The following is a 24,310-nucleotide window of genomic DNA, read 5'->3' on the forward strand; positions in this document are numbered from 1 at the left end:
CGGAGGACTCAGAGAATGGCCGGCGCGATGCGCAAGATGGCGGTCTACCTCGGCCTCGTGGAGGACGACCGGTACGACAACCCGGGGTACGACCCCGACGACGAGTTCGAACCCGAGCCGGAGCCGGAACGGGAGCGTCGTCGACAGCAACCCGTTTCGCATCAAACGCCCGTATCGGACGAACCGGTACGAGTTGCCCAGCCCCCGGCACCAAGAGAACCCCTCCCAATGCCGGTTGAAAACGGACGTCCTGCGCGAATCGCCCCCGTGGCGTCCATCACACCCGAACGCTCGAATCTGGAGAAGAACGCCCCCGTGATCATGCCCAAGGTCGTCTCCGAGCGGGAGCCGTACCGCATCACGACGCTGCACCCCCGGACCTACAACGAGGCCCGTACCATCGGGGAACACTTCCGTGAGGGCACTCCGGTGATCATGAATCTCACGGAGATGGACGACACGGACGCGAAGCGTCTGGTCGACTTCGCCGCCGGTCTCGTCTTCGGTCTGCACGGCAGCATTGAACGCGTGACACAGAAGGTGTTCCTGCTGTCTCCTGCTAACGTCGATGTCACGGCGGAGGACAAGGCCCGCATCGCGGAGGGCGGGTTCTTCAACCAAAGCTAGACCGATCCGTCAGATACGGGACCGGGTACAGGGCGGAAGCAGGGGAGAGGGAAGCGCGGGATGGGCGTAGCACTGCAAGTGGTTTACATCGCGCTGATGTGCTTCCTCATCGTGCTGATCTTCCGACTGGTCATGGACTACGTGTTCCAGTTCGCACGTTCATGGACACCCGGCAAGGCGATGGTGGTCGTTCTGGAGGCCACCTACACTGTCACCGATCCACCGCTCAAGCTCCTTCGGCGGCTCATCCCGCCGTTGCGTCTCGGGGGCGTGGCACTCGACCTGTCCTTCTTCGTTCTGATGATCATCGTTTACATCCTCATCAGTTTCGTGAGCACCGCTGCGAGAAGCGTGTGAACGATGAGCTTCCCCGCAGGCGCGGGGACAGTCCCGATACGGTCCTGCCGACTGCCGACGACTACGTAGAGGTGAAGAAGACATGCCGCTGACTCCCGAGGACGTGCGGAACAAGCAGTTCACGACCGTCCGCCTGCGAGAAGGCTATGACGAGGACGAGGTCGACGCCTTCCTCGACGAGGTCGAGTCCGAACTGACGCGCCTGCTGCGCGAGAACGAGGACCTGCGGGCCAAGCTGGCGGCCGCCACGCGTGCCGCTGCGCAGAACCAGCAGCAGCAGGGCATGCGCAAGCCCGAGCCCCAGGACCAGCGTGGCCCCGGCGCCCCCGTGCCCGCGGCCATATCCGGCCCCCCGCAGCAGCAGCCCCCGATGGGTCCGCCGCAGCTCCAGGGCGGCCCGCCCCAGCTTCCGGCCGGCCCCGGTGGGCACGGTCCGCAGGGCCCCGGCCCGATGGGCGGCCCCATGCAGCAGCACACCATGGGTGGGCAGCAGCAGATGGGTCAGCAGGGCATGCAGCAGGGCATGGGCCAGGGTCCCGGCCCGATGGGCAACCCCATGCAGCAGCAGCAGTCCATGGGCGGCCAGAACCAGCTCGGCCAGCAGATGCAGCCGATGGGTCAGCAGATGCAGCCGATGGGCCAGCAGATGCAGCCCATGGGTCAGCAGATGCACCAGCAGCAGCAGCCCCAGCAGCTTCCGCAGCAGGGTCCCGGTGGCGACAGCGCCGCCCGCGTCCTGTCGCTCGCGCAGCAGACCGCCGACCAGGCGATCGCGGAGGCCCGCTCCGAGGCCAACAAGATCGTCGGCGAGGCCCGGTCGCGCGCCGAGGGCCTGGAGCGGGACGCCCGCGCCAAGGCCGACGCGCTGGAGCGGGACGCGCAGGAGAAGCACCGCGTCGCGATGGGCTCCCTGGAGTCCGCCCGCGCCACGCTGGAGCGCAAGGTCGAGGACCTGCGGGGCTTCGAGCGTGAGTACCGCACCCGTCTGAAGTCCTACCTGGAATCGCAGCTGCGCCAGCTGGAGACGCAGGCCGACGACTCGCTGGCTCCGCCGCGGAACCCCGCCGGTCCCGCGCTGCCGCCGTCGCCGACCCCGTCGATGGCTCCGGCCGGTGCGATGCACTCCATGGGTGGTCCGTCGATGGGTGGCCCGTCGCCGATGGGCGGTCCGTCGCCGATGTCCCCCTCCTACGGTGGTGGCCAGCAGCAGATGTCCCCGGCGATGACGCAGCCGATGGCTCCGGTGCGGCCGGCTGGTCCGCAGCCGATGCAGCAGGCGCCGTCTCCCATGCGGGGCTTCCTGATCGACGAGGACGACAACTAAGCGGTAGCCGTCGGCAGACGGTTCGGGCCGGGCCCGGTTCCCCTTCGGGGGCACCGGGCCCGGCCCGTTTCCGTCCCCGGGCGGTACGTCGGCCCGCGGGCCGGGGCAGGCGCCGCTGCGCGGGCAAGGTCCCCTACCCGCCCTTCGCCCGTTCCCCGGGCTGCGCCCGGACCCCCCTGGGGCTCCGCCCCGGACCCCGCGCCTCAAACGCCGGCGAGGCTGGAATTGCCCTGCGGGCAATCCAGCCCGCCCGGCGTTTGAGGGCACGGGCGCGGAGCGCACGTACGGGGTCCGGGCAGAGCCCGGGAAACGGTGAAAGGGCGGGGCGGCGAGAAGAAACAGCTGTGGCCCGGCACCCCCCCCAGGAGGGGGGCCGGGCCACGGGCCGGAGGGGGCTACGCCTTGCGGAGGCGGAAGGTCAGGCCGAGGGGCTCGTCCGTGAAGGGGTCGCCGTACGTGGCGTCCGCGTCGCCGGACGCGTAGTCCGTCGCCAGGACCTCGTCGGCGATGAGGGACGCGTGGTCCGTGAGCGCCGCCACCAGCTCCGGGTCCGACGAGGACCAGCGCAGGGCGATCCGGTCCGCGACGTCCAGGCCGGAGTTCTTCCGGGCCTCCTGGATCAGGCGGATCGCATCACGCGCCAGGCCCGCGAGCCGCAGCTCCGGAGTGATCTCCAGGTCCAGGGCCACCGTCGCGCCGGAGTCGGACGCCACCGACCAGCCCTCGCGCGGGGTCTCCGTGATGATGACCTCCTCGGGGGTGAGGGCGACGGTCTCGCCGTTCACCTCCACCGAGGCTTCGCCGGAGCGCAGGGCCAGGGACAGCGCCGCCGCGTCGGCCGCGGCCACCGCCTTCGCCACGTCCTGCACGCCCTTGCCGAAGCGCTTGCCCAGCGCGCGGAAGTTCGCCTTGGCCGTGGTGTCGACCAGGGAGCCGCCGACCTCCGAGAGGGAGGCCAGCGAGGAGACGTTCAGCTCCTCCGTGATCTGCGAGTGCAGCTCGGGGGAGAGGGTCTCGAAGCCCGATACGGCGACCAGCGCGCGGGAGAGCGGCTGGCGGGTCTTCACGCCCGACTCGGCCCGCGTGGCGCGGCCCAGCTCCACGAGGCGGCGTACCAGCAGCATCTGCCGGGACAGCTCCGGGTCGATCGCCGAGGCGTCCGGGACCGGCCAGGTGGTCAGGTGCACCGACTCCGGGGCGTCCGGGGTGACCGGGACGACCATGTCCTGCCAGACCCGCTCCGTGATGAAGGGGGTGAGGGGGGCCAGGAGGCGGGTGACCGTCTCCACGACCTCGTGCAGGGTGCGCAGCGCGGCCGCGTCGCCCTGCCAGAAGCGGCGGCGGGAGCGGCGGACGTACCAGTTCGAGAGGTCGTCCACGAAGGAGGAGAGGAGCTTGCCGGCGCGCTGGGTGTCGTACGCCTCCATCGCCTCGGTGACCTCGGTCGTGAGGGTGTGGAGCTCCGAGAGCAGCCAGCGGTCCAGGACCGTGCGGTCCGCGGGCGCCGGGTCGGAGGCCGACGGGGCCCAGTTCGACGTGCGGGCGTACAGGGCCTGGAAGGCGACCGTGTTCCAGTACGTGAGGAGCGTCTTGCGGACGACCTCCTGGATCGTTCCGTGGCCGACGCGGCGCGCCGCCCACGGGGAGCCGCCGGCCGCCATGAACCAGCGGACGGCGTCCGCGCCGTGCGTGTCCATCAGCTGGATCGGCTCGAGGGTGTTGCCCAGGTGCTTGGACATCTTGCGGCCGTCCTCGGCGAGGATGTGGCCCAGGCAGACCACGTTCTCGTAGGAGGACTTGTCGAAGACGAGGGTGCCGACCGCCATCAGCGTGTAGAACCACCCGCGCGTCTGGTCGATGGCCTCCGAGATGAACTGCGCCGGGTAGCGCTTCTCGAAGATCTCCTTGTTCTTGTGCGGGTAGCCCCACTGCGCGAACGGCATCGAGCCCGAGTCGTACCAGGCGTCGATGACCTCCGGCACGCGGACCGAGGTGAGCGTGCAGCCCTCCGCCGTGCAGGGGAAGGTGACCTCGTCGATGTACGGGCGGTGCGGGTCCAGGTTCGACTGGTCCGTGCCCGTCAGGTCGCTCAGCTCCGCGAGCGATCCCACGCAGGTCAGGTGGTTCTCCTCGCAGCGCCAGATGGGCAGCGGGGTGCCCCAGTAGCGGTTGCGGGACAGCGCCCAGTCGATGTTGTTGTTCAGCCAGTCGCCGAAGCGGCCCTGCTTGACGGAGTCCGGGAACCAGTTGGTCTTCTCGTTCTCCCGCAGCATCGCGTCCTTGACGGCGGTGGTGCGGACGTACCAGGACGGCTGTGCGTAGTAGAGCAGGGCGGTGTGGCAGCGCCAGCAGTGCGGGTAGCTGTGCTCGTAGGCGATGTGCTTGAAGAGCAGGCCGCGCGCGTCGAGGTCGGCGGTCAGCTTCTCGTCGGCCTTCTTGAAGAAGACCCCGCCGACCAGCGGGACCTCTTCCTCGAAGGTGCCGTCGGGGCGGACCGGGTTCACGACGGGCAGGCCGTACGCGCGGCAGACCGCGAGGTCGTCGGCGCCGAAGGCGGGGGACTGGTGGACCAGACCGGTGCCGTCCTCGGTCGTGACGTACTCGGCGTTCACGACGTAGTGGGCCTCGGCCGGGAACTCCACCAGGTCGAAGGGGCGCTGGTAGGTCCAGCGCTCCATCTCCTTGCCCGTGAAGGACTCGCCGGTGGCCTCCCAGCCCTCGCCGAGGGACTTTTCGAGGAGGGGCTGGGCGACGACCAGCTTCTCTTCCCCATTGGTCGCGACGACGTACGTGACGTCGGGGTGCGCGGCCACGGCGGTGTTGGACACCAGGGTCCAGGGGGTGGTCGTCCAGACCAGCAGCGCCGCCTCGCCCGCGAGCGGGCCGGAGGTCAGCGGGAAGCGGACGTAGACCGAGGGGTCGACGACCGTCTCGTAGCCCTGGGCCAGCTCGTGGTCCGAGAGGCCGGTGCCGCAGCGGGGGCACCAGGGGGCGACGCGGTGGTCCTGGGTGAGCAGGCCCTTGTTGAAGATCTCCTTGAGCGACCACCACACGGACTCGACGTACTCGGGGTCCATGGTGCGGTAGGCGTCGTCCAGGTCGACCCAGTAGCCCATCCGGTTCGTGAGCTCGGTGAACGCGTCGGTGTGGCGGGTCACCGACTCGCGGCACTTGGCGTTGAACTCGGCGATGCCGTACGCCTCGATGTCCTTCTTGCCGTTGAAGCCCAGTTCCTTCTCGACGGCGAGCTCGACGGGCAGGCCGTGGCAGTCCCAGCCGGCCTTGCGGGCCACGTGGTAGCCGCGCATGGTGCGGAAGCGGGGGAAGACGTCCTTGAAGACGCGGGCCTCGATGTGGTGCGCGCCGGGCATGCCGTTCGCGGTGGGCGGGCCCTCGTAGAAGACCCACTCGGGGCGTCCCTCGGACTGCTCCAGGGTCTTGGCGAAGGTCTTGCTCTCGCGCCAGAAATCGAGGACCGCGTGCTCGAGGGCAGGCAGGTCGACCTGGGCGGGTACCGGGCGGTACTGCGGCGATGTGGTCATGAGGCTGAACTCTTCCTCCGGCGGGGTGTCACTTCCGTCCGGAGGGACGAGGGCCGCCCTCCCCTGAACAAGGGACAAGCTGCTCCCGCGGTACCACCCTCCTTGGCCTGCGGACCTGTGGTCCGTCGGCCCCCTCATTGGGGTGCGAAGCCGGTTCTACTCGCCCTACGGGAATCCCGGTGGGCTTTCTTCCGGCGGCTCCGGGGTGATCCTTCGCATCGCGCTCGCCCCCGGGCTCTCACCGTCCCCGGGTCGCTCCTGGCTGCGTCCGACGCTACTCGTCCCCATCCATGCCTCTCGCTGGGCCCAGTGTACGGGCCGGGGGGCCGCTCGGCAGACCGGTTTACGGGGCGTGGCGCGGGGCCCCCGGCGGGGCGTGGACGGGGTCCGGGATGACCCGAATGGGCTGACGGGCCGCTCCGGGGTGCGGAGGGGGCGGGTGGGGCGGATTACCGGGCTCCCTGCTGGGCACAACGGATGCAGGTTGACCTCGATGGACGCGTGCCCCGTTGCCGCGGGGCCGGAGTCGATTTATCGTTCCGGCACGATTCGCGAGCAATGATCACAGTATGTGAAGGGGCCGCGGCCATGGTGGCGAAGAAGACCGCCGGGAGTACTGCCAAGAAGGCTGTCGGGAAGGCTGCGGAGAAGCCGGCGAAGGAGCCGGTGACGGAGGTGGCGGCCCACGATCCGGAGGCCGGACCGGTGGAAGGGGCTGCCGCCGGGAAGAAGGCGGCCGCGAAGAAGACGGCCGTCAAGAAGACGGCCGCCGTCAAGAAGACGGCCGCGAAGAAGGTCACGGCCAAGACGGCCGGGGCCGAGGGGGCGGCGCAGGCCGCGCACGAGACGGGAGCCCGGAAAGTGGTTGCCAAGAAGAGCACCGGCACGGCCAGGAAGACGGCCGCAGCCGCGACCAGCGGGCTGCCCAAGGCGCGGGGCGCGGCGGGCCTGGCGCCCGGCGAGCTCGCCGTACGGCCCGGCGAGGACCCCTGGACCCCCGAGGAGGTCGCCGAGGCGCGGGCCGAGCTGGAGAGCGAGGTGCTGCGGCTGCGGGCCGAGCTCCAGGCCTCCGACGCGGCCATTTCCGGGCTGATGAGGGACTCCGGCGACGGCGCGGGCGACGACCAGGCCGACACCGGGACCAAGAACATCACCCGGGAGTCCGAGCTCGCCCTGGCCGCGAACGCCAACTCGATGCTGGAGCAGACCGAGCGCGCACTGGAGCGGCTGGAGGCGGGCACGTACGGCCTCTGCGAGAACTGCGGACAGCCCATCGGCAAGGCGCGCATGCAGGCCTTCCCGCGGGCCACGCTGTGCGTGGACTGCAAGCAGAAGCAGGAGCGGCGGCACTGAGCGGAGGCTGAGCGCGGGCCGGGACGGGCCCCGGGTGGCCCCGTACAGCCCCTGGCGGGCCCGGAGGGCCCCGGGCGGGCGGCGGCCCGGCTCCGGCAGCGCTCCGGCCGGGGCGGCGGCCGAAGGGTGCCCTGACGTACCCTCGTGTCTCGTCAGGGTCCGGGTACCCGGCGGGTCGGTCGGCGCAGTACCGTTCGACAACCTGGTTCGAGCTAGTTCGAGGGACTCACGTGGCAGAGGCGGAGCGCATCATCGGTACGCCGGAGGTCGGGGACGACGGCACCCAGGCCGAATCCGCGGCGCCCAAGGGGCGGCGGCGGATCGTCGCGCTGCTCGTCGTGGCGCTTCTCGCCTACCTCGTCGACCTGGGCAGCAAGATGCTGGTGGTCGCGAAGCTGGAGCACCAGCCGTCGATCCAGGTCATCGGCGACCTGCTGAAGTTCGACGCGATCCGCAACCCCGGCGCCGCCTTCGGCTTCGGCGAGGCCTTCACGATCATCTTCACCTGCATCGCCGCCACCGTCATCGTGGTGATCGTGCGGCTGGCGCGGAAGCTCTACAGCCTGCCCTGGGCCATCGCGCTGGGCCTGCTGCTGGGCGGGGCGCTGGGCAATCTGACCGACCGGATCTTCCGCTCGCCGGGCGTCTTCCGCGGAGCGGTCGTCGACTTCATCGCGCCCGCCCACTTCGCGGTCTTCAACCTCGCGGACTCGGCGATCGTGTGCGGCGGGATCCTGATCGTCCTGCTGTCGTTCAAGGGTCTGGATCCGGACGGCACCGTCCACAAGGACTGACGAAGGACTGACGCGGGAATGGTCTTCTGTCGAGTCCTGCATACTCGACAGGTGAGTACGATTCCCGAGATCCGCACCCTGCCCGTTCCCGATGGCCTCGAGGGCGAGCGCGTCGATGCCGCCATCGCCCGTATGTTCGGTTTTTCCCGGACGAAGGCGGCCGAACTTGCGGCCGCGGGAAAGGTGCTGGTCGACGGCAGTGTCGTCGGGAAGTCCGAGCGTGTGCACGGTGGCGCCTGGCTCGAAGTCGAGATGCCCGAACCGCCGCGGAAGGTCGAGCTCGTCGCCGAGCCGGTCCCCGGCATGGAGATCGTCCATGACGACGACGACATCGTCGTCATCATGAAGCCGGTCGGCGTCGCCGCCCACCCCAGCCCCGGCTGGACCGGCACCACCGTCATCGGCGGCCTCGCCGCCGCCGGCTACCGCATCTCCACCTCCGGTGCCTCCGAGCGTCAGGGCATCGTGCACCGGCTCGACGTCGGCACCTCCGGCCTGATGGCCGTCGCGAAGTCGGAGCGGGCGTACACCTCGCTGAAGAACCAGTTCCGCGAGCGGATCGTCGACAAGCGCTACCACGCGCTGGTGCAGGGCCACCCCGACCCGATGAGCGGCACGATCGACGCGCCGATCGGGCGGCACCCCAGCGCCGACTACAAGTGGGCCGTGACCCAGGAGGGCAAGCCCTCCGTCACGCACTACGACCTGATCGAGGCCTTCCGCGCCGCCTCGCTGCTGGACATCAAGCTGGAGACCGGGCGGACGCACCAGATCCGCGTGCACATGGCCGCGCACAAGCACCCCTGCGTCGGCGACCTGACCTACGGCGCCGACCCGACCGTCGCGAAGCGCCTCGGGCTCACCCGGCAGTGGCTGCACGCGGTGCGGCTCGGGTTCGAGCACCCGTCGGACGGGCAGTGGGTCGAGTTCTCGAGCACCTACCCGGCGGACCTGCAGAACGCGCTGGACGTGATCCGCAAGGAGAGCGAGTGACCGCGGGTGGGGCCGGCGCCGACACCGTAGCCGTAAGGGTCGTCGTCACGGACGAGGACCTGAAGGCCTGCTTCGCCGTGCGGACCGAGGTCTTCGTGGTCGAGCAGTCGGTGCCCGAGTCGATCGAGTACGACGCGTACGACGAGATCGCGGTGCACGTGCTGGCCGAGGGGCCGGACGGGGTGCCGCTGGGCACCGGCCGGCTGCTGTACGGGCCGCGGGCCCTGGGCAAGACGGGCTCCGCGGAGGTCGGCTCGCTCGGACGGCTGGCCGTCACCCGGTCCGCGCGCGGGCTCGGGGTGGGGGTTGCGCTGGTGCGGGCGATCGAGGCGGAGGCGGTTCGGCTGGGCCTTTCGGCCGTCGACCTCGGTGCGCAGACCCATGCGATGGGGTTCTACGAGCGGCTCGGGTACGAGGCCTACGGGCCGGAGTTCCAGGACGCGGGGATTCCCCACCGGGCGATGCGGCGCGCTCTGCCGTAGCCCGGCCGGGGGTGCATGCAGCCCTGCGGGGCCGTCCCCTACCCGCCCTTCCACCGTTCCCCGGGCTGCGCCCGGACCCCCTGGGGCTCCGCCCCGGACCCCGGTCCTCAAACGCCGGACGGCTGGATTGGCTGCGCCCGACACGCAGTTCGGTCCGCCTCGGCGGGCGCGGTGGGCTGGCAGGGTGTGGGAGTGGATCAGCTCCTGCTGTTGTTCGTGCTGTTGCTCGGGGCCGTGGTGACGGTGCCGCTCGGGGACCGGTTGGGGTTGCCCTCGCCGGTGCTGATGACGCTCGGCGGGGTGGTGCTCGCGCTGGTGCCCGTGGTGCCCAACGTCGACATCCCGCCCGAGTACATCCTGCCGCTCGTGCTGCCCCCGCTGCTGTACGCATCCGTGCAGCGGACCTCCTGGCGGCAGTTCGCCGCCAACGTACGGCCCATCCTGCTGCTGGCCGTCGCCCTCGTCTTCGTGACCACCGTGGCCGTCGCCTACACCGCGCACGCCCTCGTGCCGGGGCTCTCGATCGCCGCGGCCGTCGCGCTCGGCGCGCTCGTCGCCCCGCCCGACCCCGTCGCCGCCACCGCCGTGGCGGGGTCGCTCGGGCTGCCCCGGCGCATGGTGTCGATCCTGGAGGGCGAGGGGCTCTTCAACGACGTCACCGCCATCGTGCTCTACCACGTGGCCATCGCCGCAGCCGTCAGCGGCACCTTCTCGTGGCCCGGGGCGCTCGGGGAGTTCGTGCTGTCGGCCGTCGTGGCCGTCGCGGTGGGGCTCGGGCTCGGCTGGGCCGCGAACCGGCTCATGGGGCGGCTCGGCGATGCCACGCTCCAGATCGGGCTGACCCTGCTCGTGCCGTTCGTGGCGTACGTGCTGGCCGAGGAGTTCTACGGCTCCGGCGTGCTGGCCGTGCTGACGACCGCGCTGTTCCTCGCCGAGTACGCGACCGACGCCGACGACGTGCTGGGGCGGCTCGCCGGGCACACGTTCTGGGAGGTCGTCGACATGCTGGTCACCGGTGTCGCCTTCGGGCTCATCGGGCTGGAGCTGCACAACGTGTTCGGGGCGGCCAGCGGCCGGGTCGGGGAGATGGTCGGGTGGGCGGCGGTGGTGGTCGCCGTGGTGGTCGGCGTACGGCTGGTGTGGCTGCTGCCGGCCGGCTGGCTCGCGAAACGGCTCCACTCGCGGCGCGACTACGAGGAGGAGATCCCGCTGAGCTGGCGGGAGTCCGTGGTGATGTGGTGGGCGGGCATGCGGGGCGTGGCCTCGGTGGCGCTCGCGCTGGCCATTCCGTTCGAGACGGACGGCGGGGATCCCTTCCCGGCCCGGCAGGAGATCGTCTTCATCGCCTTCGCCGTGATCATGACCACTCTGGTGGTGCAGGGGCTGACCCTGCCCTGGCTGGTCCGCCGGCTCGGCGTGGAGGCCGACTCGGACGCGGAGGCGGAGTTCGCCCGCGCGCTGGCGATCCGCGCCGCGAAGGCCGCGAAGCGGCGGCTGAAGGAGATCGAGGAGGTGGAGGACCTGCCCGAGGACCTGGTGGAGGTGCTCTACCGCCGGGCGTACGACGTGGGCGCCAGGATCAGCCCGGACATGGTGGACGAGGAGCGGCGGGAGGCGTACGCGAAGCGGGTGGAGCGGATCCGCGACGTGCAGCGCATCCAGCGGGAGATGATGTCCGCCGCCCGGCACGAGGTGCTGGCCGCGCGCAGCGAACCCGGCGCCGATCCGGAGATCGTCGACCGGGTGCTGCGGCACTTGGACGTGCGCAGTCTGCGCAGCCCGTAGGGGCCGCTCGGGGCGGGGCGGGGCGCGGGCCATCCGGGCGGGACGCGGGGGCCGTACGGCATGGTGCCCGTGGCGGCGGAGGGCCCGGGCGGATGCTGAGGGCTCAACCCACAGGAGAGTCCGGTGAGTCCCGTGAATCCCGTGAATCCCGTGAGTGATCCCGGCCCCCGAGCGACCCCGAGCAGGCCCGAGTCGGCGGCCGCGGGCGGTGACCTTCCGGCTCCCGGGGTCATCGGCATCGGACTCGCCGCCGTGCTGACCTTCGCGCTCGCCCAGGGGTCGTGGCAGTGGTTCGCCACCTTCATCGGGGTGACGCTGCTCGCCGTGCTGCTCGCCTTCCAGCGGCGGGCGCAGTGGAGCCCGGACCTCCGCTCACCGTACCTGCGCGGCCTGGTCGCCTACGCGCTGATCGTCGGCCTGTGCGTGGCGATCGCGCTCGCCCCCCTGCTCCAGCGCCGGGCCTGGCTGTTCCCGATGCCGGGGACCCGCAGCGAGTGCGCACTGCTGGGCAGGTACGAGGCCCTCCAGACGGAGGCGGCGCTCGGGACCCTTGCGGGCAGCGACGGTGCCGCCCTGGCGTTCGCGCAGGAGACCCACGCCCGTACGGCGGTCGCCGAGTGCCTGGCGGCCACGACGACCCTGTGGCTGCCCCTGTACGGGGTGGGGATCGCGGTGCTGGTGGGAGCGGTCGTCTGGTTCCGGGACCGGGCCCGGGCCGCGGACCGGGTCCGGAACGGTCTTCCGGACCGGGCCTGACCCGGAGCGGTGCGGACTACACCTGGTAGCGGTCCGGGGCGAAGAGGTGGAGGTGGGCGGCGATCCACTCCGAGGTGCGGGTCAGGCCCTCCTGGAGGGAGACCTCGGGCTTCCAGCCGGCCCAGTCGCGGGCCCGGGTGTTGTCCGACAGCAGGCGCTGGACCTCGCTGCCCGCGGGACGCAGCCGGGCCGGGTCGACGACCACCTCCGCGTCCCGGCCCGAGGCCGTGATCAGGGCCCGGGCCAGGTCGCCGATGGAGATCTCCTCCCCGCTGCCGAGGTTGACCACCTCGCCCAGGGCCCGGTCGCATTCCGCGACGGCGAGGAAGCCGGCCGCGGTGTCGGTCACGTAGGTGAAGTCCCGGGTGGGGGTCAGGGACCCCAGGCGGACCTCCCGGGCGCCCGAGTGGAGCTGGGCGAGGATGGTGGGGATGACCGCGCGGGCCGACTGACGGGGGCCGTAGGTGTTGAACGGCCGGACCACCGTCACCGGCAGTTCGAACGCGTGGTGGAAGGAGAGCGCCATCATGTCGGCGCCGATCTTCGAAGCGGAGTACGGGGACTGCGGCTGGAGCGGGTGGCTCTCGGAGATCGGGGCCGTCAGGGCCGTCCCGTAGACCTCGCTGGTGGAGGTGTGGACGAGGCGGCGCACGCCGTGGCGGCGGCAGGCCTCGGCCATGTTCTCGGTACCGGTGACGTTGGTCTGGACGTACGCGCCCGGCGAGGCGTAGCTGTACGGGATTCCGATCAGCGCCGCCAGGTGGAAGACCGTGTCGCAGCCGGCCACCGCGTCGCTGACCCGGCCCGCGTCGCGGACGTCCCCGGCCCACATCTCCACCGGGCCGCCCGGGTCGGCCAGGTACCGGGCCAGGTGGCCCTTCTCCGCGTACGGCTTGTAGTGCACGAAGGCGCGCACCTTCGCGCCCCGCGCGACCAGCAGGTCGACGAGCGTGGAGCCGATGAACCCCTCGGCGCCCGTGACCAGGACCGTGCGGCCGCTCCAGTCGGCCGGGGTGCGCGCCGGGGTGAGGGCGAGCGTGGGGGTGGGCGCGGAGGTGGGCGTGGGCGTGGTCATACGAGCTCCAGGGGAGAGGGAGAGGGAGAGGGGGAGTGGGAGGGGAAGCCGGCGACCCGCAGGACGTGCGAGGCCAGCAGTTCGGCGGCCCGCGCGTGCGGGCCCGGGTCGGCCGCGCCGGCCATCGCCGCCAGCCGCGCCGGGTCGGCCAGCAGCGGGGCGAGCAGTTCCGCGAGGCGGTCGGCCGTGGCCTCGGCGTCCGCCAGCAGCAGGCCGGCGCCCGCGTCGGACAGCACCCGGGCGTTGTGGGTCTGGTGGTCGCCCGGGGCGTGCGGGTAGGGGACCAGCACCGCGGGGACCCCGGTCGCGGCGAGCTCCGCCACCGTCGCCGAGCCCGCCCGGCACACCACCAGGTCGGCGGCCGCGTAGACCAGGTCCATCCGGTCCAGGTACGGCACGGCCCGTGCGATCCGCCGCCCGCCCGAGGCGGACAGCCCGGCCACCGTGTCCGCGAGCGCCGCCGGCCCCGTCTTGATCAGCAGCTGTACGTCCTCCCGCGCCTGCCAGGCGGCCGCCAGCCCGGCCGCGGCCGAGGTCAGGCGTACGGCGCCCAGGCTGCCGCCGTTGAACACCACCAGCCGCCGCCCGTCCGGCACCCCGAGCTCCCGCCGGGCCTGCGCGCGCAGGGCCGCCCGCTCGGGGCGGGACAGTTCGGCGAGGCCCGACAGCGCGGCGGAGACGGGCATTCCGGTGGTCAGCGCCCGCGCCCCGCCCGCGAGGTGCTCCCGGCTGCGGTCGAAGGCCACCGCGATGTGCGGGGTGAGGCGGGCCGCGAACTGGTTGGCCCGGCCCGGTACCGCGTTGGACTCGTGGATGACCGCCGGCAGTCCCGCCAGCCGGGCCCCGAGCACGGCGGGCGCGCTCGGATAGCCGCCCATGCCGACCGCCACGTGCGCACCCTGCGCCCGGATCACGGCCCGCGCCTGCCCGGCCGAGCGCAGCAGCGCCGCGGGCAGGAGGTAGCGCTTGGCTCCCAGCGCCGGGTCGAAGGGGATCATGTCCACGGTGTGCAGGCGGTAGCCGGCGGCCGGGATCAGCTCGGTCTCCAGACCGCGTTCGGTGCCGATGAACGAGACCACGGCGTCCGGGACGGCGGCGCGCAGCGCCTCCGCCAGGGCGAGGCCGGGATAGATGTGGCCGCCGGTGCCGCCCGCGCCGATCACGACGGAGAGCGGCGCGAGCGAGGACCGGCGTGAGGAGGAGTGAGGGGGTGAGGAGGTCATGGACGCAGACTTCCGGTGCGCCCTAAGAAGGTTCTAAGAGCAGATCCGGCGCCCCCAGCGGATAGCCGCAGCTCAGGGCCTCCCGACAGCATCCGTGCCGCTCCGAGGGAGCCAATCCGGGAGCCACGAGCCATATTTGGACGGTCTTAAGGCGCTTCAGCGTCGCCATCGTGGCCGCGGGAGAAGATCTCGTCCATCGCCTCGGCGCCTTCGGTGATAACGGGCCGGATCTGCTTGCGGTACACGCGTTCCGTCGTGTTGCTCCCGTTGTGCCCAACCAGCCGGGAGATCGCTTCGATGGGCACCCCGTGGTCTGAGAGCAGGGAGACGAAGCTCGTCCTCAGCTCCCGGGTCGTCCATTCTCCCGGATTGCTGAATCCAGCTTCCTTCAGCAGTGAACGCAAATTGAAGCGCACGCTGCTGGCGTCCATCACACGGCCCACCCTCGACGGAAAGACGAGGTCCTGCTCAGTCCAGGTCTTGCCGGCGGCCTTCAACTTGGCCTGCTGCCGATCCCGATGCCCCTCCAGCACCTCCACCGCCTGCTTCGGCATGGCCAGGGACCGCCGGCTCTTCCGCGTCTTCGTGTCCCCGGTCCTTCTCACGGACCGCCACACGTCGATGTGCGGCTTGCTGCCGTCGTCCGGCGCGGTGTGGACGTGGGACCAGGTTAAGGGACGCGTCTCCTCCGGCCGCGTCCCCACCAGGAGCGACAAGACCACGTACACGTGGATCCACTTCCCTTCCTGGGCGTTGAGCAACGCGGTTGCCTGCTCCAGGTTCAGGGACTTGCTGGGCCGACCGGGCCGCCCCTCCGGCACCGCGACCAGCGCGGCCACGTTGCGCGTTGCCCGGCCACGCCTCTGCGCATGCGCAATGGACCGCCGCAGGACTGAAAGCAGCAGCCGCAATGAACTGGTGGCCAGTACCTCAGCCTTCTCGTCAAGCCATTCGTCCAGCATGTCCGCCTCGAGCAAGCGCACCTTGGCCGCGCCGAGGGACGGGTAGATGTGCGTCGCGGCCAGGTAGCGGTAGGTCTCCAGGCTCTTGGGAGCCCTGCCCTTGAGCCCTTGGGCCAGCCAGGTCTCCACGGCCTGCTTCACGGTGTGGTGGGCGGGTGCTTTGGCTCCCTGCTCCAGCTCTTTGCGGAGATCCCGTAGCTTCCGCCGTACCTCGGTCTTCGTCTTGCCGGACACCTTGGGCCGGTGGCGCTTCCCCGCAGGGGTGTAGCCCAGGGAAACAGCCCCGATGAAGCGCCCCTTGGACTTGTCCCAGTAGATCGAGTCCTCGCCGTTGGCCGCCTTCCGGCCCGGCGTGCTCTCGTTGTCCATCAGGCACCTTTCAAGCATGAGAACGGGGCCGCACCGGCATCGATGCGGCCCCGTGATGGGCTTGGTTGCTGCTACGCGGCGGCCTGCGCCTCGTGCTTGAGGAGTTCGACGTACTCGTCGACGTACTCGGTGGGTACGAGCCGTCGCCTGCCGACTCGGACCGTCCGCAGGCGACCGAGTCTGATCTCCTCGAACGCTGTGGAGCGGCCGAAGTTGAGGAGTTCTGCGGCTTCTTCCACGCTGTGCAGCCGCCTCTCGGGTACGACCATCAGTGCCACGTGATGACGTTCCTTCCGGTCCATGAGTTGTCAGTCGGGCGAATCCAGCCCTGCCGGAGGGCTGGATCGCTGACAGAACTGACAGAACCTCGCCGTATGGCCCCTGACCTGCGGATTTGGCAGGTTTTCCCCGCGTGACAAAACCTCCGAAAACTCTGACAGAACCTCGAAAACCTAGGTTCTGTCAGACCGGACGGCTCGCTTGCGGCGAGGTTTTTGGAGTTCTGTCAGAGTTCTCGGAGGTTTTGTCAGAGCTCCGAAAGTGCTCGTTTCCGCAGGTCAGGGGGATGGTCGGGAGGTTCTGTCAGTTCTGTCAGAGGTTTCAGGGGTTTTCAGGCGGTGGTGGTGGTGCGGGGGTGGGTCTCGTAGCGGGGGGAAGGGGGCCGGCCGCCGCGTGTGGTGCGGGGTGGCGGGGGCTGCTGGCGGATCCAGCCGTGTTCCTCCAGGAGGTCGAGGGCGGGATCGAGGTCGCCCATGGCGGGGAAGTCACTGCGGGGCATTGCGCGGAAGAGGTCGCGTTTGGTGAAGGCCCCGGTTCGGGTCTCGGTCAGGTGGGTCAGGACGGTGTGGGCGGCCTCCTGGGCGGGGTCGGCCTTCATGGCGTTGAAGACGTCGAGGGCGTGGGCGGTGAAGTAGTCCCCGAGGCGGGTGGCGGCGGCCATGGTCTCGACGGCGATGGGCCGCGTCCAGGCGTCTGCGGGGTGGGTGGCGAGGTGGAGGAGGCCGGCGATGCGGGCGACGGCGCCGTCGCGCTTGCTGGCCCAGTTCACGATCGGAGCCAGGGGCCCGTCCTTGCGGAGACGGGCTTCGGTAACGCGCTGGTAGGCCAGGAGGACGGCGTCGGCCTCCGGGGTGAGGGTGAGCGTGGCGGTTTCCGTCCAGGCCGCGAGGGTCAGTGCCAGACCCCCGAGGGTTGTGGCGTAGGTGCCGGCGGTGTCGGGGCTCAGGAGTGCGGGGGTGAGGTTGCGGTAGCCGACGAGGGATTCGGGCTTGGAGTAGAGGAAGCGGGCGAGCAGGCCGCGGCCGTCGGCGCCCTTGATCTGTCCGATGGAGTCCAGGACATCGGGCTGAACGGCTAGGCCCATGGTGATGGCGGGGTTCTCGATGTACTGGGGGTCCCGGGCCTGGCGGTTGACGCGGGCCATGTCGCCGGCGTGGCCCTTGAGGAAGATCCCCATGTTGGGGACACCGGAGTAGCGTCCGGCGATGATCTCGAAGATCTCGCCTTCGGGGGACAGGATGGAGATCCGTCCGCTCTGCTGGGCGAGGAGGCTGGTCAGGCTTTCGGCGGTGATGTCGTCGGCGACGAGCTGGGGCTCGACCGGGACGACGGCCCGCTCGGCGGCCTCGGCCAGCGAGATGGCCTGGGCGGTGAGGCCGGCCAGCTTCTCCGGATCGGCGTTGGCGGCCATTTTCTCGGCCCTCTCGGCCGCGGCCTTCGCGATCCGGGCGGATGCTGCAGCTTCAGCCCGCTGGGGTGCGGTGAGGTCGATGAGGGCCTGCTCGGCGGCGAGGAGGGGTTTGGTCATGAGGCCGAATACGGCGCTCTTGCGGTTGCCGGGCGGCAGGGCGACGGCGGTGTAGAGGTTGACGGGTTCGCTCCACTGGCCGCGCACGGTCACGGTGACGCGTCCGCCGGCGGCGGTGCCGATGACTGCCAGCGCGAGGCACCCGGCGAGGTCAACCGGCGTCTGCGTCTCCTCGGCGACGCCGGCCGTCATGGCCGCGAGCCAGTCGGGCAGAGCGTCCACGGGGAAGGCGGGGAGCGGGCCGCGTGGGTTGAGGGGTACGGGTTCGTCCCATCCGGGTCCGGCGATGTCCTCCGGGGTCATCTCGTCGAACTCGGGCCACAGCTCGGGGTCGTGCGTGGTCATGCGGCGGCGTCCCTTCGCTGGGTGAGACGGGGGCAGGTGGTGCGGTGCTGTTCGTGATCGGCGATGAGCGCGAGGGCGCGTGCGCGGCCTGCGGTGAAGATGTCCCGGCCGCACTCACACCATGAGCGGACGCTGGGGCTGGCGCCGTAGGAGGGCGGGGCGACGATGTGGAGCCAGGCCACCGGCCGGCGTACGTCGTCGGCGTGCGGGTCAGGGCGAACAGATGAAGGGACGCCTTCGGCGACGACCTTCAGCGCGCTACGGCCGTCCCGGGCCGGGGCCGGTTTGGCGGGGCTGGTCCCGGTCGGGGCCGGGGGCAGGCCTTCCAAGGGGAGCGGGAGTTGGTCGCTCATGCCGTCTGCCGGGTGCGGACCGTGCGGGCGGAGCTGTCGAGGGCGGAGCGGATCGTGGAGCGGCACTCGGCCACGGTCAGTCCGCGCTCCTCCCCCGCCGCTTGGAAGGCCTCCTCGACCTCCTCGCGGGGGATGTCGCCCCACGCGACGAAGCGCCCCACCTTGAAGGCGCTGCGGTTGAGCGTGTTGTTCGCCTGCTGCGCGGGCGCCTGACGGACGGCCTCGCACTCGGCATGCAGCGCCGCGCGTGCCGCACTGCCGCCACGAACCGCTCCCGGCATCCGCAGAGGCGCCGGGCGCGGTGCCGGAGGCTGTAGCAGCGAAAGGAGCCAGGCAGGTAGTTCAGCGACCGGAGACGGGTCGGTGGCCTCGTAGGTTCCGGCCGCGGTGGTGCTGCCGGGGGCCACGACGTATCCGCCGTGGGCGCGGGTGTCGATGAACGGAGCCAGCTTGCCCGCGGTGTTCCCCAGCCGGATCCCGGCCGGGGCGGTGAAGTACAGGTGGGCCCCGCCGGAGGGGGTCCGGGTGCGGTAGGTGGTGGGGACGGCTTGCCCGGCGCGCTCGCAGAGCGCCGTGAAGGTCTCCGCGCCGCCAGGTGCGTCCTGACTGCTCTTGGTCTTGGTCTTGGGCGTGTCGAGGTCGATGACGATGAGTCCGGCGGGGCCGGTGGCCAGGCCGATGTTGTACGGCTTGTGCGTCCAGCAGCGGACGATCGTGGCCCCGTCAGTGGTCGCGCGCTGCTCCCACTTCAGGTGTCCGTCAGAGCAGGCGTCGGTGCGGGGGCAGAGGTCCTGCTTGTGGAGAGCGGGGATCTTCGATCCGGGGCGGAGCGGGAAGACGGGCCAGCCACGGGCGGCGAGGCTAAGGGCTTCGGCCAGCAGCTGTACCCGGCCGTCTCGCCGGATGGGGGCAGGTTGGGTCATGCTTGGGGTCTCCAGTTCTGATGGGTTCTGGAAGAGGGCGGCCCGGACTTTGGCGAGAGCGGGCCGCCTTCGGTGCGTCTACTGGCAGTTGCAGTCGGGGCGTTCGCTGCTGATGTCGGCTCCGCAGTCGCAGCAGTGCGCGTAGGGGTACGGGTCGCCGCCGTCGAGGGGCGTGCACAGCTCGCAGTCGTAGTCGGGGTTGCAGTCAGGGTTGCTGGGACTCCAGGCCGTCATGGGGTACTCCTCAGTGGCGGGCGTGGTCGGGTCTGATGGGTGGGGTGTCTAGGAGCTGAGCTGCGCGCGGACCTCGGCGACGAGGCGGAGGATTTCGTGAGCCAGGTCGGTGATGGCCTGGAGCTGCTCCTCGATCTCCTCCCGGCCGGTGAATGAGAAGGAGGGCTCGCGGTCCGGTCTGGGGTTGGTGAAGGAGAACGACACGGGATGTTCCTGTCGGGTCAGAGAGCCGCGGAGATGACGGTGACGACCAGGGCGGCGGCGCCGCCGATGACCAGGGCAGCGGTGGCGGAGGCCCACAGGGGGCGGCCCATGTCCGTGGGGTGGCGGAGGTCGGCGAGGGTGTCGCTGAGGCGGGCGTGCAGGGTGGCGAGCGGGCCCAGGGCGGTGTACCAGCGGCCGAGGCGGTCTATCTCGCCGGCGTGCTCCCCGTCGGGGAAGTGACCGCCGTGCAGGGCCTGGCGGTGGCCCTCGGCCTCGGCGGTGAGGTCGTCGAGGTGGAAGGCCGTCGGGGACGTGGTCAGGCAGACGGAGCAGCGGTACCGGTAGCGGCGCAAGGCGGTTGGTCTCCCAGTGGTTGGAGTTGAGGCGGGGCAGGACGTGCGGCGCCCCGCCCGGAAGGGGTTCCGAGCGGGGCGCGGGGCTGAGCTGAGATGCGTGGCGGCGGGCCTGCTGCGCGCCGCCGGTTCAGATGTTCATGTGGTGGGCGCGCTGGATGGCGGCCTCCCACACGCCGCGCACCTGCGCTCCGCTGTGGGAGTCGTTCCAGACCGGGATCGACTCCCACCCCTTGCCGTGCTGCTGGCGGGCTTCGTCCAGGAGGAGGTTCCCCGCATCCCGGTAGGCGTCGTTGCGGGCGCCGGCCGCTGCTCGCAGGGCTCCGATGGAGCAGCGGGCGCCCTCGGGGTGGATGAGCCTGCCCTTGGCCCAGCCGTGGTCGTCGAGGAAGGCCAGGGCGTCGGTGAGGGTCTGCTCGACGGCGCCGGTCACGCGTACCGGCGGGGCGGCCAGGATGAGGGAGACCGGGGCCGGTACGGCGGGGGCCGCCGGGTCGGCGGGTTCCGGCGCGGGGTCGAGGAGTTGGAACGCCTTCGCGTACAGGTCGGCGTCGATGTGGGTGAAGGCGGTCTCGGTGCGCGTGTTCATGCTGCCCTCCACAATCCGTTCTCGTTAGTGATCTCGTCCCGCTTCTTCAGCTCGGACAGCCGGGGCTTGACGTGCTTCGCGGAGGTGCCCAGCTTTCGGGCGATGGTCTCGGCGGTCATGGGGATGGACTGCTCTCGCAGGAGTTCGAGGATGCGCGGCTTGATCAGCTCCTGTCCGTCGGAGGAGGCCGCGGGGCCGGCGGGGCCCGCGGCGATGGCCTGCTGCTGTGGTGCGGGCGGTCCCTGCGGTGCTCCGCCGAGGAGGTCGGCGAGGCTGCCGAAGAGGTTCTTGCCGCGCTGGTCGACCATCGGGGTCTGCGCGATCGCGTCCCGGCGACGCCAGGCTTCGCAGTTCTCGACGGCGACAGGGGTCGGGTCTCCGGAGAGGGATACGGGTGCCACGTCCAGGTGCAGGGAGCGGAACTGGACGGCCTGGGATCCGGGGGTGAGGAGGTAGCCGAGGCCGAACGTGCCGTCCTCGGGGCCGGCGGCGGCCGCGGTGGCAAGTCCGGTCATGTCCCGGTCGGCGACCTTCTGGTACTGGCCGGGCCATGAGGAGGGGATCCTCGACAGGTCGATGCCCTCGGCGCCCTCGACCGCGTTCGCGCCGACCAGGGAGCCCTGGCCCTTCGCGCAGCGGAGGAACACGGCGCCGCCGCCGATGAGGAGCTGGGAGCGGATGACGGTGGAGTTGCCGAGGTCTTCTGCGAGCGGGGTCTGGGTGGCCAGGACTACGCCGATGCCCCGCTTGAGGGAGCGGCGGGTGAGCTGCTCGACGATCGCTTTGGCCTCCGCGTGGTACGGCGAGGAGACCGACAGCAGCATGTGCGCTTCGTCGACGACGAACAGGATCAGCGGGTCGGTGAAGGGGAACGCGGGGGAGCGGTAGCGGGCTTCGCGGTCGAGCATTATCGCGTAGGCCAGCCGCAGGGCGCCCATCGCTTCGTCCAGGCCGTCGCCGCAGTACGCGGCCAGCGAGGCTCCGGCGATGGTCCCTGCCTGCGGGGAGGCCAGGATCACCGCGATGCGGGACTTGTGGGCGGAGAGCAGGGTCTGTTCCAGGAGTCCGGACTTTCCGGAGCGGGAGCCGCCGACGAGGTAGAGGTGGCGGGCGCCGGATCCGGGCTGCGCGAGCGGGACGAGGGCGGCGTTGGCGTCGATGTAGGTGCCCAGGCGAACGTATCCGCGCGAGTCCATGGCCAGCTCGTCCACGACCGAGGAGAGCATCGTGCCGTGCATCAGCGCGTGCTCTTTCATCACGCGCACCCCCATCTGCGAAGGCTTGTCGGTCGGAGCCAGAGCGACCTGGATCGTCTCCAGATCGAGGTTCCCGGCGAGGTCCTGGATGTTGACCATCCCGATCGCCCGCCGGTCGCGGGTGGCGATCCCCTCCCAGTCCAGCGGCCCGTCGTACCGGGTGAGGGTCAGCGTGGTGCCGGGCATCGCCCCCTCCGGGATTGCCACGTGCGCGGCCCACAGCTGCTCGGGAGTCGTCGGGACGCCGGCCACGATCTCCGGTGCGGAGGCCGCCTTCTTGAGGTGGACGGTGACGGGCAGCGCGTTGGGTGCGTAGTGCTTGGGGTCGCCCATCTCCACCTGGGAGGCGGGGATCTGGTAGACGGAGGCGATGTCGGCGGCCTTCACCCGGACCTGCTGGCCCTGGGGCAGTGTGATGATCCCGGTGAAGGCGACGTGGTCGTCGCCGACATCGAGGCTGAGGTGCGCGAGCTCGGCGCCGGGCTGGATGAGTTTGCGGCCCTCGGTCTGGGTGGGGCCGGAGATGAACTCCTTCCAGTAGGCGGTGATGATCTGCGCCTGCGAGCTTGGCCCCGTCGCGGTCGTCGTGGCGGGGAGCACGGGGAGCTGGCCGGCGGTGTTGCGGTGGTGGGCCAGCGCGGCCGCCCCGGCCGGGACGGCGAACCCAAGGGCGAACAGCGGGTTCATGCCGGACGCCAGGATCTCGTGGGCGGCGATGCCGCAGCCCGTGGCGGTGAACCCGCAGGCGATCAGGGAACGCAGAGCAGGAGCGGAGGCGCTGACCGCCCACGCCCCCGCCCCGGCCGCTGCGGCGGCGAGCGCGGACCAGGGGCCGGCCGTGGCGGACGCCACCGCGAGAGCGGCGGGCGCGTACTGGACGAACTGCGTGCGGGTCGGCCCCATGGTCCCTTCCTCCTTGGTGCGTGCCGGTGACTGGTGGTCAGTGGGTGCGGCGGGAGTCGCCGATGGCCTGGGCCAGGCGCTGGCGGGCGTCGAACCCGGCCGGGAAGGCGAAGGTGCGACCGCACCGGCAGCGCAGCGATCCCACGCCTCCGGCCCGGCCACAGATCGTCAGCCCCGTGGTGTGGCGGCAACGCGGGCAGGTGGCCGCCCGACCGTCCTGGACGATCTGACCGGTGTAGGTCGTCTCGAAGTACGTCATCTCGAACACTCCTCGGACAGGTAGTTACTGCTGGGCGTAGAAGGCGGCTTCGGCCATCTCGACGGAGGAGGTGTCCACGGCGTCGGCGATGCCTCCGTGGTCGGACTCGACGGTGGTCTTCGCGTCGTCGGCAGCCGCGGCCGCGCTGTCCGCCGCGGAGTTGTACTCGCCCGCCGCTTCCTTGGCGCCGGTCATGGTCAGGGCGGCCTCCGCGAACTCGGCGGTGGTCGCATCGTCGACGGCGAGCGCCTTCATCGTTTCGGAGGCGTCCTGCATCTGTTCCGCGGTCTCGTCGACATCGGCGGCGAGCTTGGTGACGGTCTCGCCGTGGACGTGGACCTGGTGGGTGAGCCAGGCGAGCTTGGTACGCAGCACCGCGTAGTTCGCGGCATCCTTGAGGGATTCGGTGACAGACATGCGGTCTCCTATCGGGCGTTGTAGAAGTCGCGCTCGGCGGGCTGGGTCAGCGGGGAGTCAGCCACCGCGCGGAAGATGCCGCCGTGGCGGACCTCGGCGTTCTGCGACGCGGTCCGGCACGCCTCCTCGCCGCCCTGGATCTGGTCGTGGAACTTCTTGGCAGCGGCGGCCTGCAGGTCGAGCTGGTCCTTGAGGTGCTCGCACTTGCCGATGAGGTTGGCGCCGACGCCCTTCTCCGTGATCTCGGCGATCAGCACGTCGCAGTCCGCCGCGAGCTCCGTGGACTCGTCCACGAGCTCCAGGGCGGCCTCCGCGCTGGACTGGCACAGGGTGGCCGCGCCTTCGGCGAGGTCGATGACCTGGGTGAGGTTGATGACCTCGCCGCTGCTGTAAGTGCGGGACTTCCCGGCGGCCGTGGTGACGTGGACGCCCTTGTCGTCGACGGTCGCGGTGTGCGGGACAGGCGGGTTGGGCTGCATCGCGGGGTCCTTCCGGATGTGGTCGGGGAGCGTGACGGTCGGAGGCGGGGGGACGGTGCCGGGCGGCGGGGTCGTCGGCCCCGGCGCGGACGTGGGAGGAGTGGCCGGCGGCGGCGGTGCCGGGGGTGCGGTCGCCTCCGGCGGTGGCGCGGTGGCCGAGGTCGGCTTCGGCGGCGGCGCTGAAGCCGTCGGGGGCGTGGTGGGCTTCGGCGGAATCGTGGCCCCCGACAGGGGTTCGGGGGATCCCGAAGGCGCCGGGCCTGAAGAAGAACCGGAGGGCGCAGGTTTCGGTTTATTCAGGTAGGCGGAGCGCCACCCGTCGCGCAGGCCACCTGCCCAGTGGGCGCCCGCGAGGAGTCCGTAATGTGTTTTCGCGGCTGCGTTATAGGAGGCGTTTCGGAAGGTGTCCGGCGCCTTGGTCGGCTCCCATTTGGATTTCGACTTCGGCGAGGGTTTCTTGATTCCCGCCTTCTCGTATTTGTCGTGCGTGTTGTCGACGCCCACGAGGTAGGTGATGGCGAGGAGTATGAGGAGTTCCATGAGCCT

Annotated in this window: 25 protein-coding genes; 9 read left to right on the forward strand and 16 right to left on the reverse strand. The window is 71.1% G+C overall.

Annotated elements, in window-relative coordinates; translation table 11 throughout:
- Positions 1-15 precede the first annotated feature (15 nt).
- From ACFRU2_RS39220 to ACFRU2_RS39230, 3 genes are all read left to right on the forward strand, one after another.
- Positions 16-627: a cell division protein SepF gene (locus ACFRU2_RS39220; RefSeq protein WP_250743758.1), complete on the forward strand. Its 612-nt coding sequence runs from the start codon at positions 16-18 to the stop codon at positions 625-627.
- A gap of 60 nt (positions 628-687) precedes the next feature.
- The gene (locus ACFRU2_RS39225; RefSeq protein WP_112450285.1) at positions 688-984 is read left to right on the forward strand and encodes a YggT family protein; all 297 of its coding nucleotides are present in this window, start codon (positions 688-690) and stop codon (positions 982-984) included.
- Positions 985-1,066: 82 nt separating this feature from the next.
- Entirely contained in the window at positions 1,067-2,308 is a 1,242-nt protein-coding gene (locus ACFRU2_RS39230) for a DivIVA domain-containing protein (protein ID WP_382981090.1), read from the forward strand.
- 395 nt (positions 2,309-2,703) lie between these two features.
- Here the strand turns inward: ACFRU2_RS39230 and ileS are convergent, their stop codons facing one another.
- On the reverse strand, positions 2,704-5,850 hold the full coding sequence (ileS, locus tag ACFRU2_RS39235) for an isoleucine--tRNA ligase (RefSeq protein WP_382981091.1): 3,147 nt from the start codon (positions 5,848-5,850) through the stop codon (positions 2,704-2,706).
- A 588-nt stretch (positions 5,851-6,438) separates the two neighbouring features.
- On the opposite strand from ileS, the gene ACFRU2_RS39240 reads away from it, so the two are divergent.
- From ACFRU2_RS39240 to ACFRU2_RS39265, 6 genes are all read left to right on the forward strand, one after another.
- Positions 6,439-7,203, forward strand: a complete 765-nt coding sequence (locus ACFRU2_RS39240) for a TraR/DksA family transcriptional regulator (protein WP_382981092.1) — start codon at positions 6,439-6,441, stop codon at positions 7,201-7,203.
- Between the two features lie 230 nt (positions 7,204-7,433).
- Complete coding sequence (gene lspA, locus ACFRU2_RS39245; protein WP_382981093.1) at positions 7,434-7,997, forward strand: signal peptidase II; 564 nt, start codon at positions 7,434-7,436, stop codon at positions 7,995-7,997.
- Positions 7,998-8,048: 51 nt separating this feature from the next.
- Positions 8,049-8,990, forward strand: coding sequence for an RluA family pseudouridine synthase (locus ACFRU2_RS39250; protein ID WP_382981094.1), 942 nt, complete (start codon positions 8,049-8,051; stop codon positions 8,988-8,990).
- Positions 8,987-9,472, forward strand: coding sequence for a GNAT family N-acetyltransferase (locus tag ACFRU2_RS39255; protein ID WP_382981095.1), 486 nt, complete (start codon positions 8,987-8,989; stop codon positions 9,470-9,472). Before ACFRU2_RS39250 ends, ACFRU2_RS39255 begins: the two co-directional genes overlap by 4 nt.
- A 192-nt stretch (positions 9,473-9,664) precedes the next feature.
- A complete protein-coding gene (locus tag ACFRU2_RS39260) occupies positions 9,665-11,257 on the forward strand; it encodes a Na+/H+ antiporter (RefSeq protein WP_274552343.1) in 1,593 nt (530 codons plus the stop codon).
- Positions 11,258-11,407: 150 nt separating this feature from the next.
- A complete protein-coding gene (locus tag ACFRU2_RS39265; RefSeq protein WP_382981096.1) occupies positions 11,408-12,013 on the forward strand; it encodes a hypothetical protein in 606 nt (201 codons plus the stop codon).
- Positions 12,014-12,029: 16 nt separating this feature from the next.
- Here the strand turns inward: ACFRU2_RS39265 and ACFRU2_RS39270 are convergent, their stop codons facing one another.
- From ACFRU2_RS39270 to ACFRU2_RS39340, 15 genes are all read right to left on the reverse strand, one after another.
- Positions 12,030-13,088, reverse strand: a complete 1,059-nt coding sequence (locus ACFRU2_RS39270; RefSeq protein ID WP_382981097.1) for an SDR family NAD(P)-dependent oxidoreductase — start codon at positions 13,086-13,088, stop codon at positions 12,030-12,032.
- The gene (locus tag ACFRU2_RS39275) at positions 13,085-14,311 is read right to left on the reverse strand and encodes a glycosyltransferase (RefSeq protein ID WP_382981098.1); all 1,227 of its coding nucleotides are present in this window, start codon (positions 14,309-14,311) and stop codon (positions 13,085-13,087) included. Before ACFRU2_RS39275 ends, ACFRU2_RS39270 begins: the two co-directional genes overlap by 4 nt.
- 146 nt (positions 14,312-14,457) lie before the next feature.
- On the reverse strand, positions 14,458-15,642 hold the full coding sequence (xerC, locus tag ACFRU2_RS39280) for a tyrosine recombinase XerC (protein WP_382981099.1): 1,185 nt from the start codon (positions 15,640-15,642) through the stop codon (positions 14,458-14,460).
- 71 nt (positions 15,643-15,713) lie between these two features.
- Positions 15,714-15,911: an excisionase family DNA-binding protein gene (locus ACFRU2_RS39285; protein ID WP_382981143.1), complete on the reverse strand. Its 198-nt coding sequence runs from the start codon at positions 15,909-15,911 to the stop codon at positions 15,714-15,716.
- Positions 15,912-16,252: 341 nt separating this feature from the next.
- On the reverse strand, positions 16,253-17,794 hold the full coding sequence (locus ACFRU2_RS39290) for a YfjI family protein (protein WP_382981100.1): 1,542 nt from the start codon (positions 17,792-17,794) through the stop codon (positions 16,253-16,255).
- The gene (locus ACFRU2_RS39295) at positions 17,791-18,147 is read right to left on the reverse strand and encodes a hypothetical protein (RefSeq protein ID WP_382981101.1); all 357 of its coding nucleotides are present in this window, start codon (positions 18,145-18,147) and stop codon (positions 17,791-17,793) included. The genes ACFRU2_RS39290 and ACFRU2_RS39295 overlap by 4 nt, the downstream gene beginning before the upstream one ends.
- Positions 18,144-19,070 carry a bifunctional DNA primase/polymerase gene (locus ACFRU2_RS39300; RefSeq protein ID WP_382981102.1) on the reverse strand — a complete coding sequence of 309 codons (927 nt, stop codon included), beginning with the start codon at positions 19,068-19,070 and terminating at the stop codon, positions 18,144-18,146. Before ACFRU2_RS39300 ends, ACFRU2_RS39295 begins: the two co-directional genes overlap by 4 nt.
- A gap of 78 nt (positions 19,071-19,148) precedes the next feature.
- On the reverse strand, positions 19,149-19,304 hold the full coding sequence (locus ACFRU2_RS39305) for a hypothetical protein (RefSeq protein WP_382981103.1): 156 nt from the start codon (positions 19,302-19,304) through the stop codon (positions 19,149-19,151).
- A gap of 48 nt (positions 19,305-19,352) precedes the next feature.
- On the reverse strand, positions 19,353-19,508 hold the full coding sequence (locus ACFRU2_RS39310; protein WP_382981104.1) for a hypothetical protein: 156 nt from the start codon (positions 19,506-19,508) through the stop codon (positions 19,353-19,355).
- 17 nt (positions 19,509-19,525) lie between these two features.
- Positions 19,526-19,861 (reverse strand): hypothetical protein, encoded by a 336-nt coding sequence (locus ACFRU2_RS39315; protein ID WP_382981105.1) that lies wholly within the window; start codon positions 19,859-19,861, stop codon positions 19,526-19,528.
- 130 nt (positions 19,862-19,991) lie between these two features.
- A complete protein-coding gene (locus tag ACFRU2_RS39320) occupies positions 19,992-20,450 on the reverse strand; it encodes a hypothetical protein (RefSeq protein WP_382981106.1) in 459 nt (152 codons plus the stop codon).
- The gene (locus ACFRU2_RS39325) at positions 20,447-22,609 is read right to left on the reverse strand and encodes a hypothetical protein (protein WP_382981107.1); all 2,163 of its coding nucleotides are present in this window, start codon (positions 22,607-22,609) and stop codon (positions 20,447-20,449) included. The genes ACFRU2_RS39320 and ACFRU2_RS39325 overlap by 4 nt, the downstream gene beginning before the upstream one ends.
- A 37-nt stretch (positions 22,610-22,646) precedes the next feature.
- Complete coding sequence (locus ACFRU2_RS39330; protein ID WP_382981108.1) at positions 22,647-22,868, reverse strand: hypothetical protein; 222 nt, start codon at positions 22,866-22,868, stop codon at positions 22,647-22,649.
- Between the two features lie 24 nt (positions 22,869-22,892).
- Positions 22,893-23,285 (reverse strand): hypothetical protein, encoded by a 393-nt coding sequence (locus ACFRU2_RS39335; protein ID WP_382981109.1) that lies wholly within the window; start codon positions 23,283-23,285, stop codon positions 22,893-22,895.
- Positions 23,286-23,293: 8 nt separating this feature from the next.
- Entirely contained in the window at positions 23,294-23,764 is a 471-nt protein-coding gene (locus ACFRU2_RS39340; protein WP_382981110.1) for a hypothetical protein, read from the reverse strand.
- Positions 23,765-24,310: the final 546 nt, after the last annotated feature.

The sequence above is a fragment of the Streptomyces sp. NPDC056883 genome (assembly GCF_042788835.1).
Classification (GTDB): Bacteria; Actinomycetota; Actinomycetes; order Streptomycetales; family Streptomycetaceae; genus Streptomyces; species Streptomyces stoeckheimensis.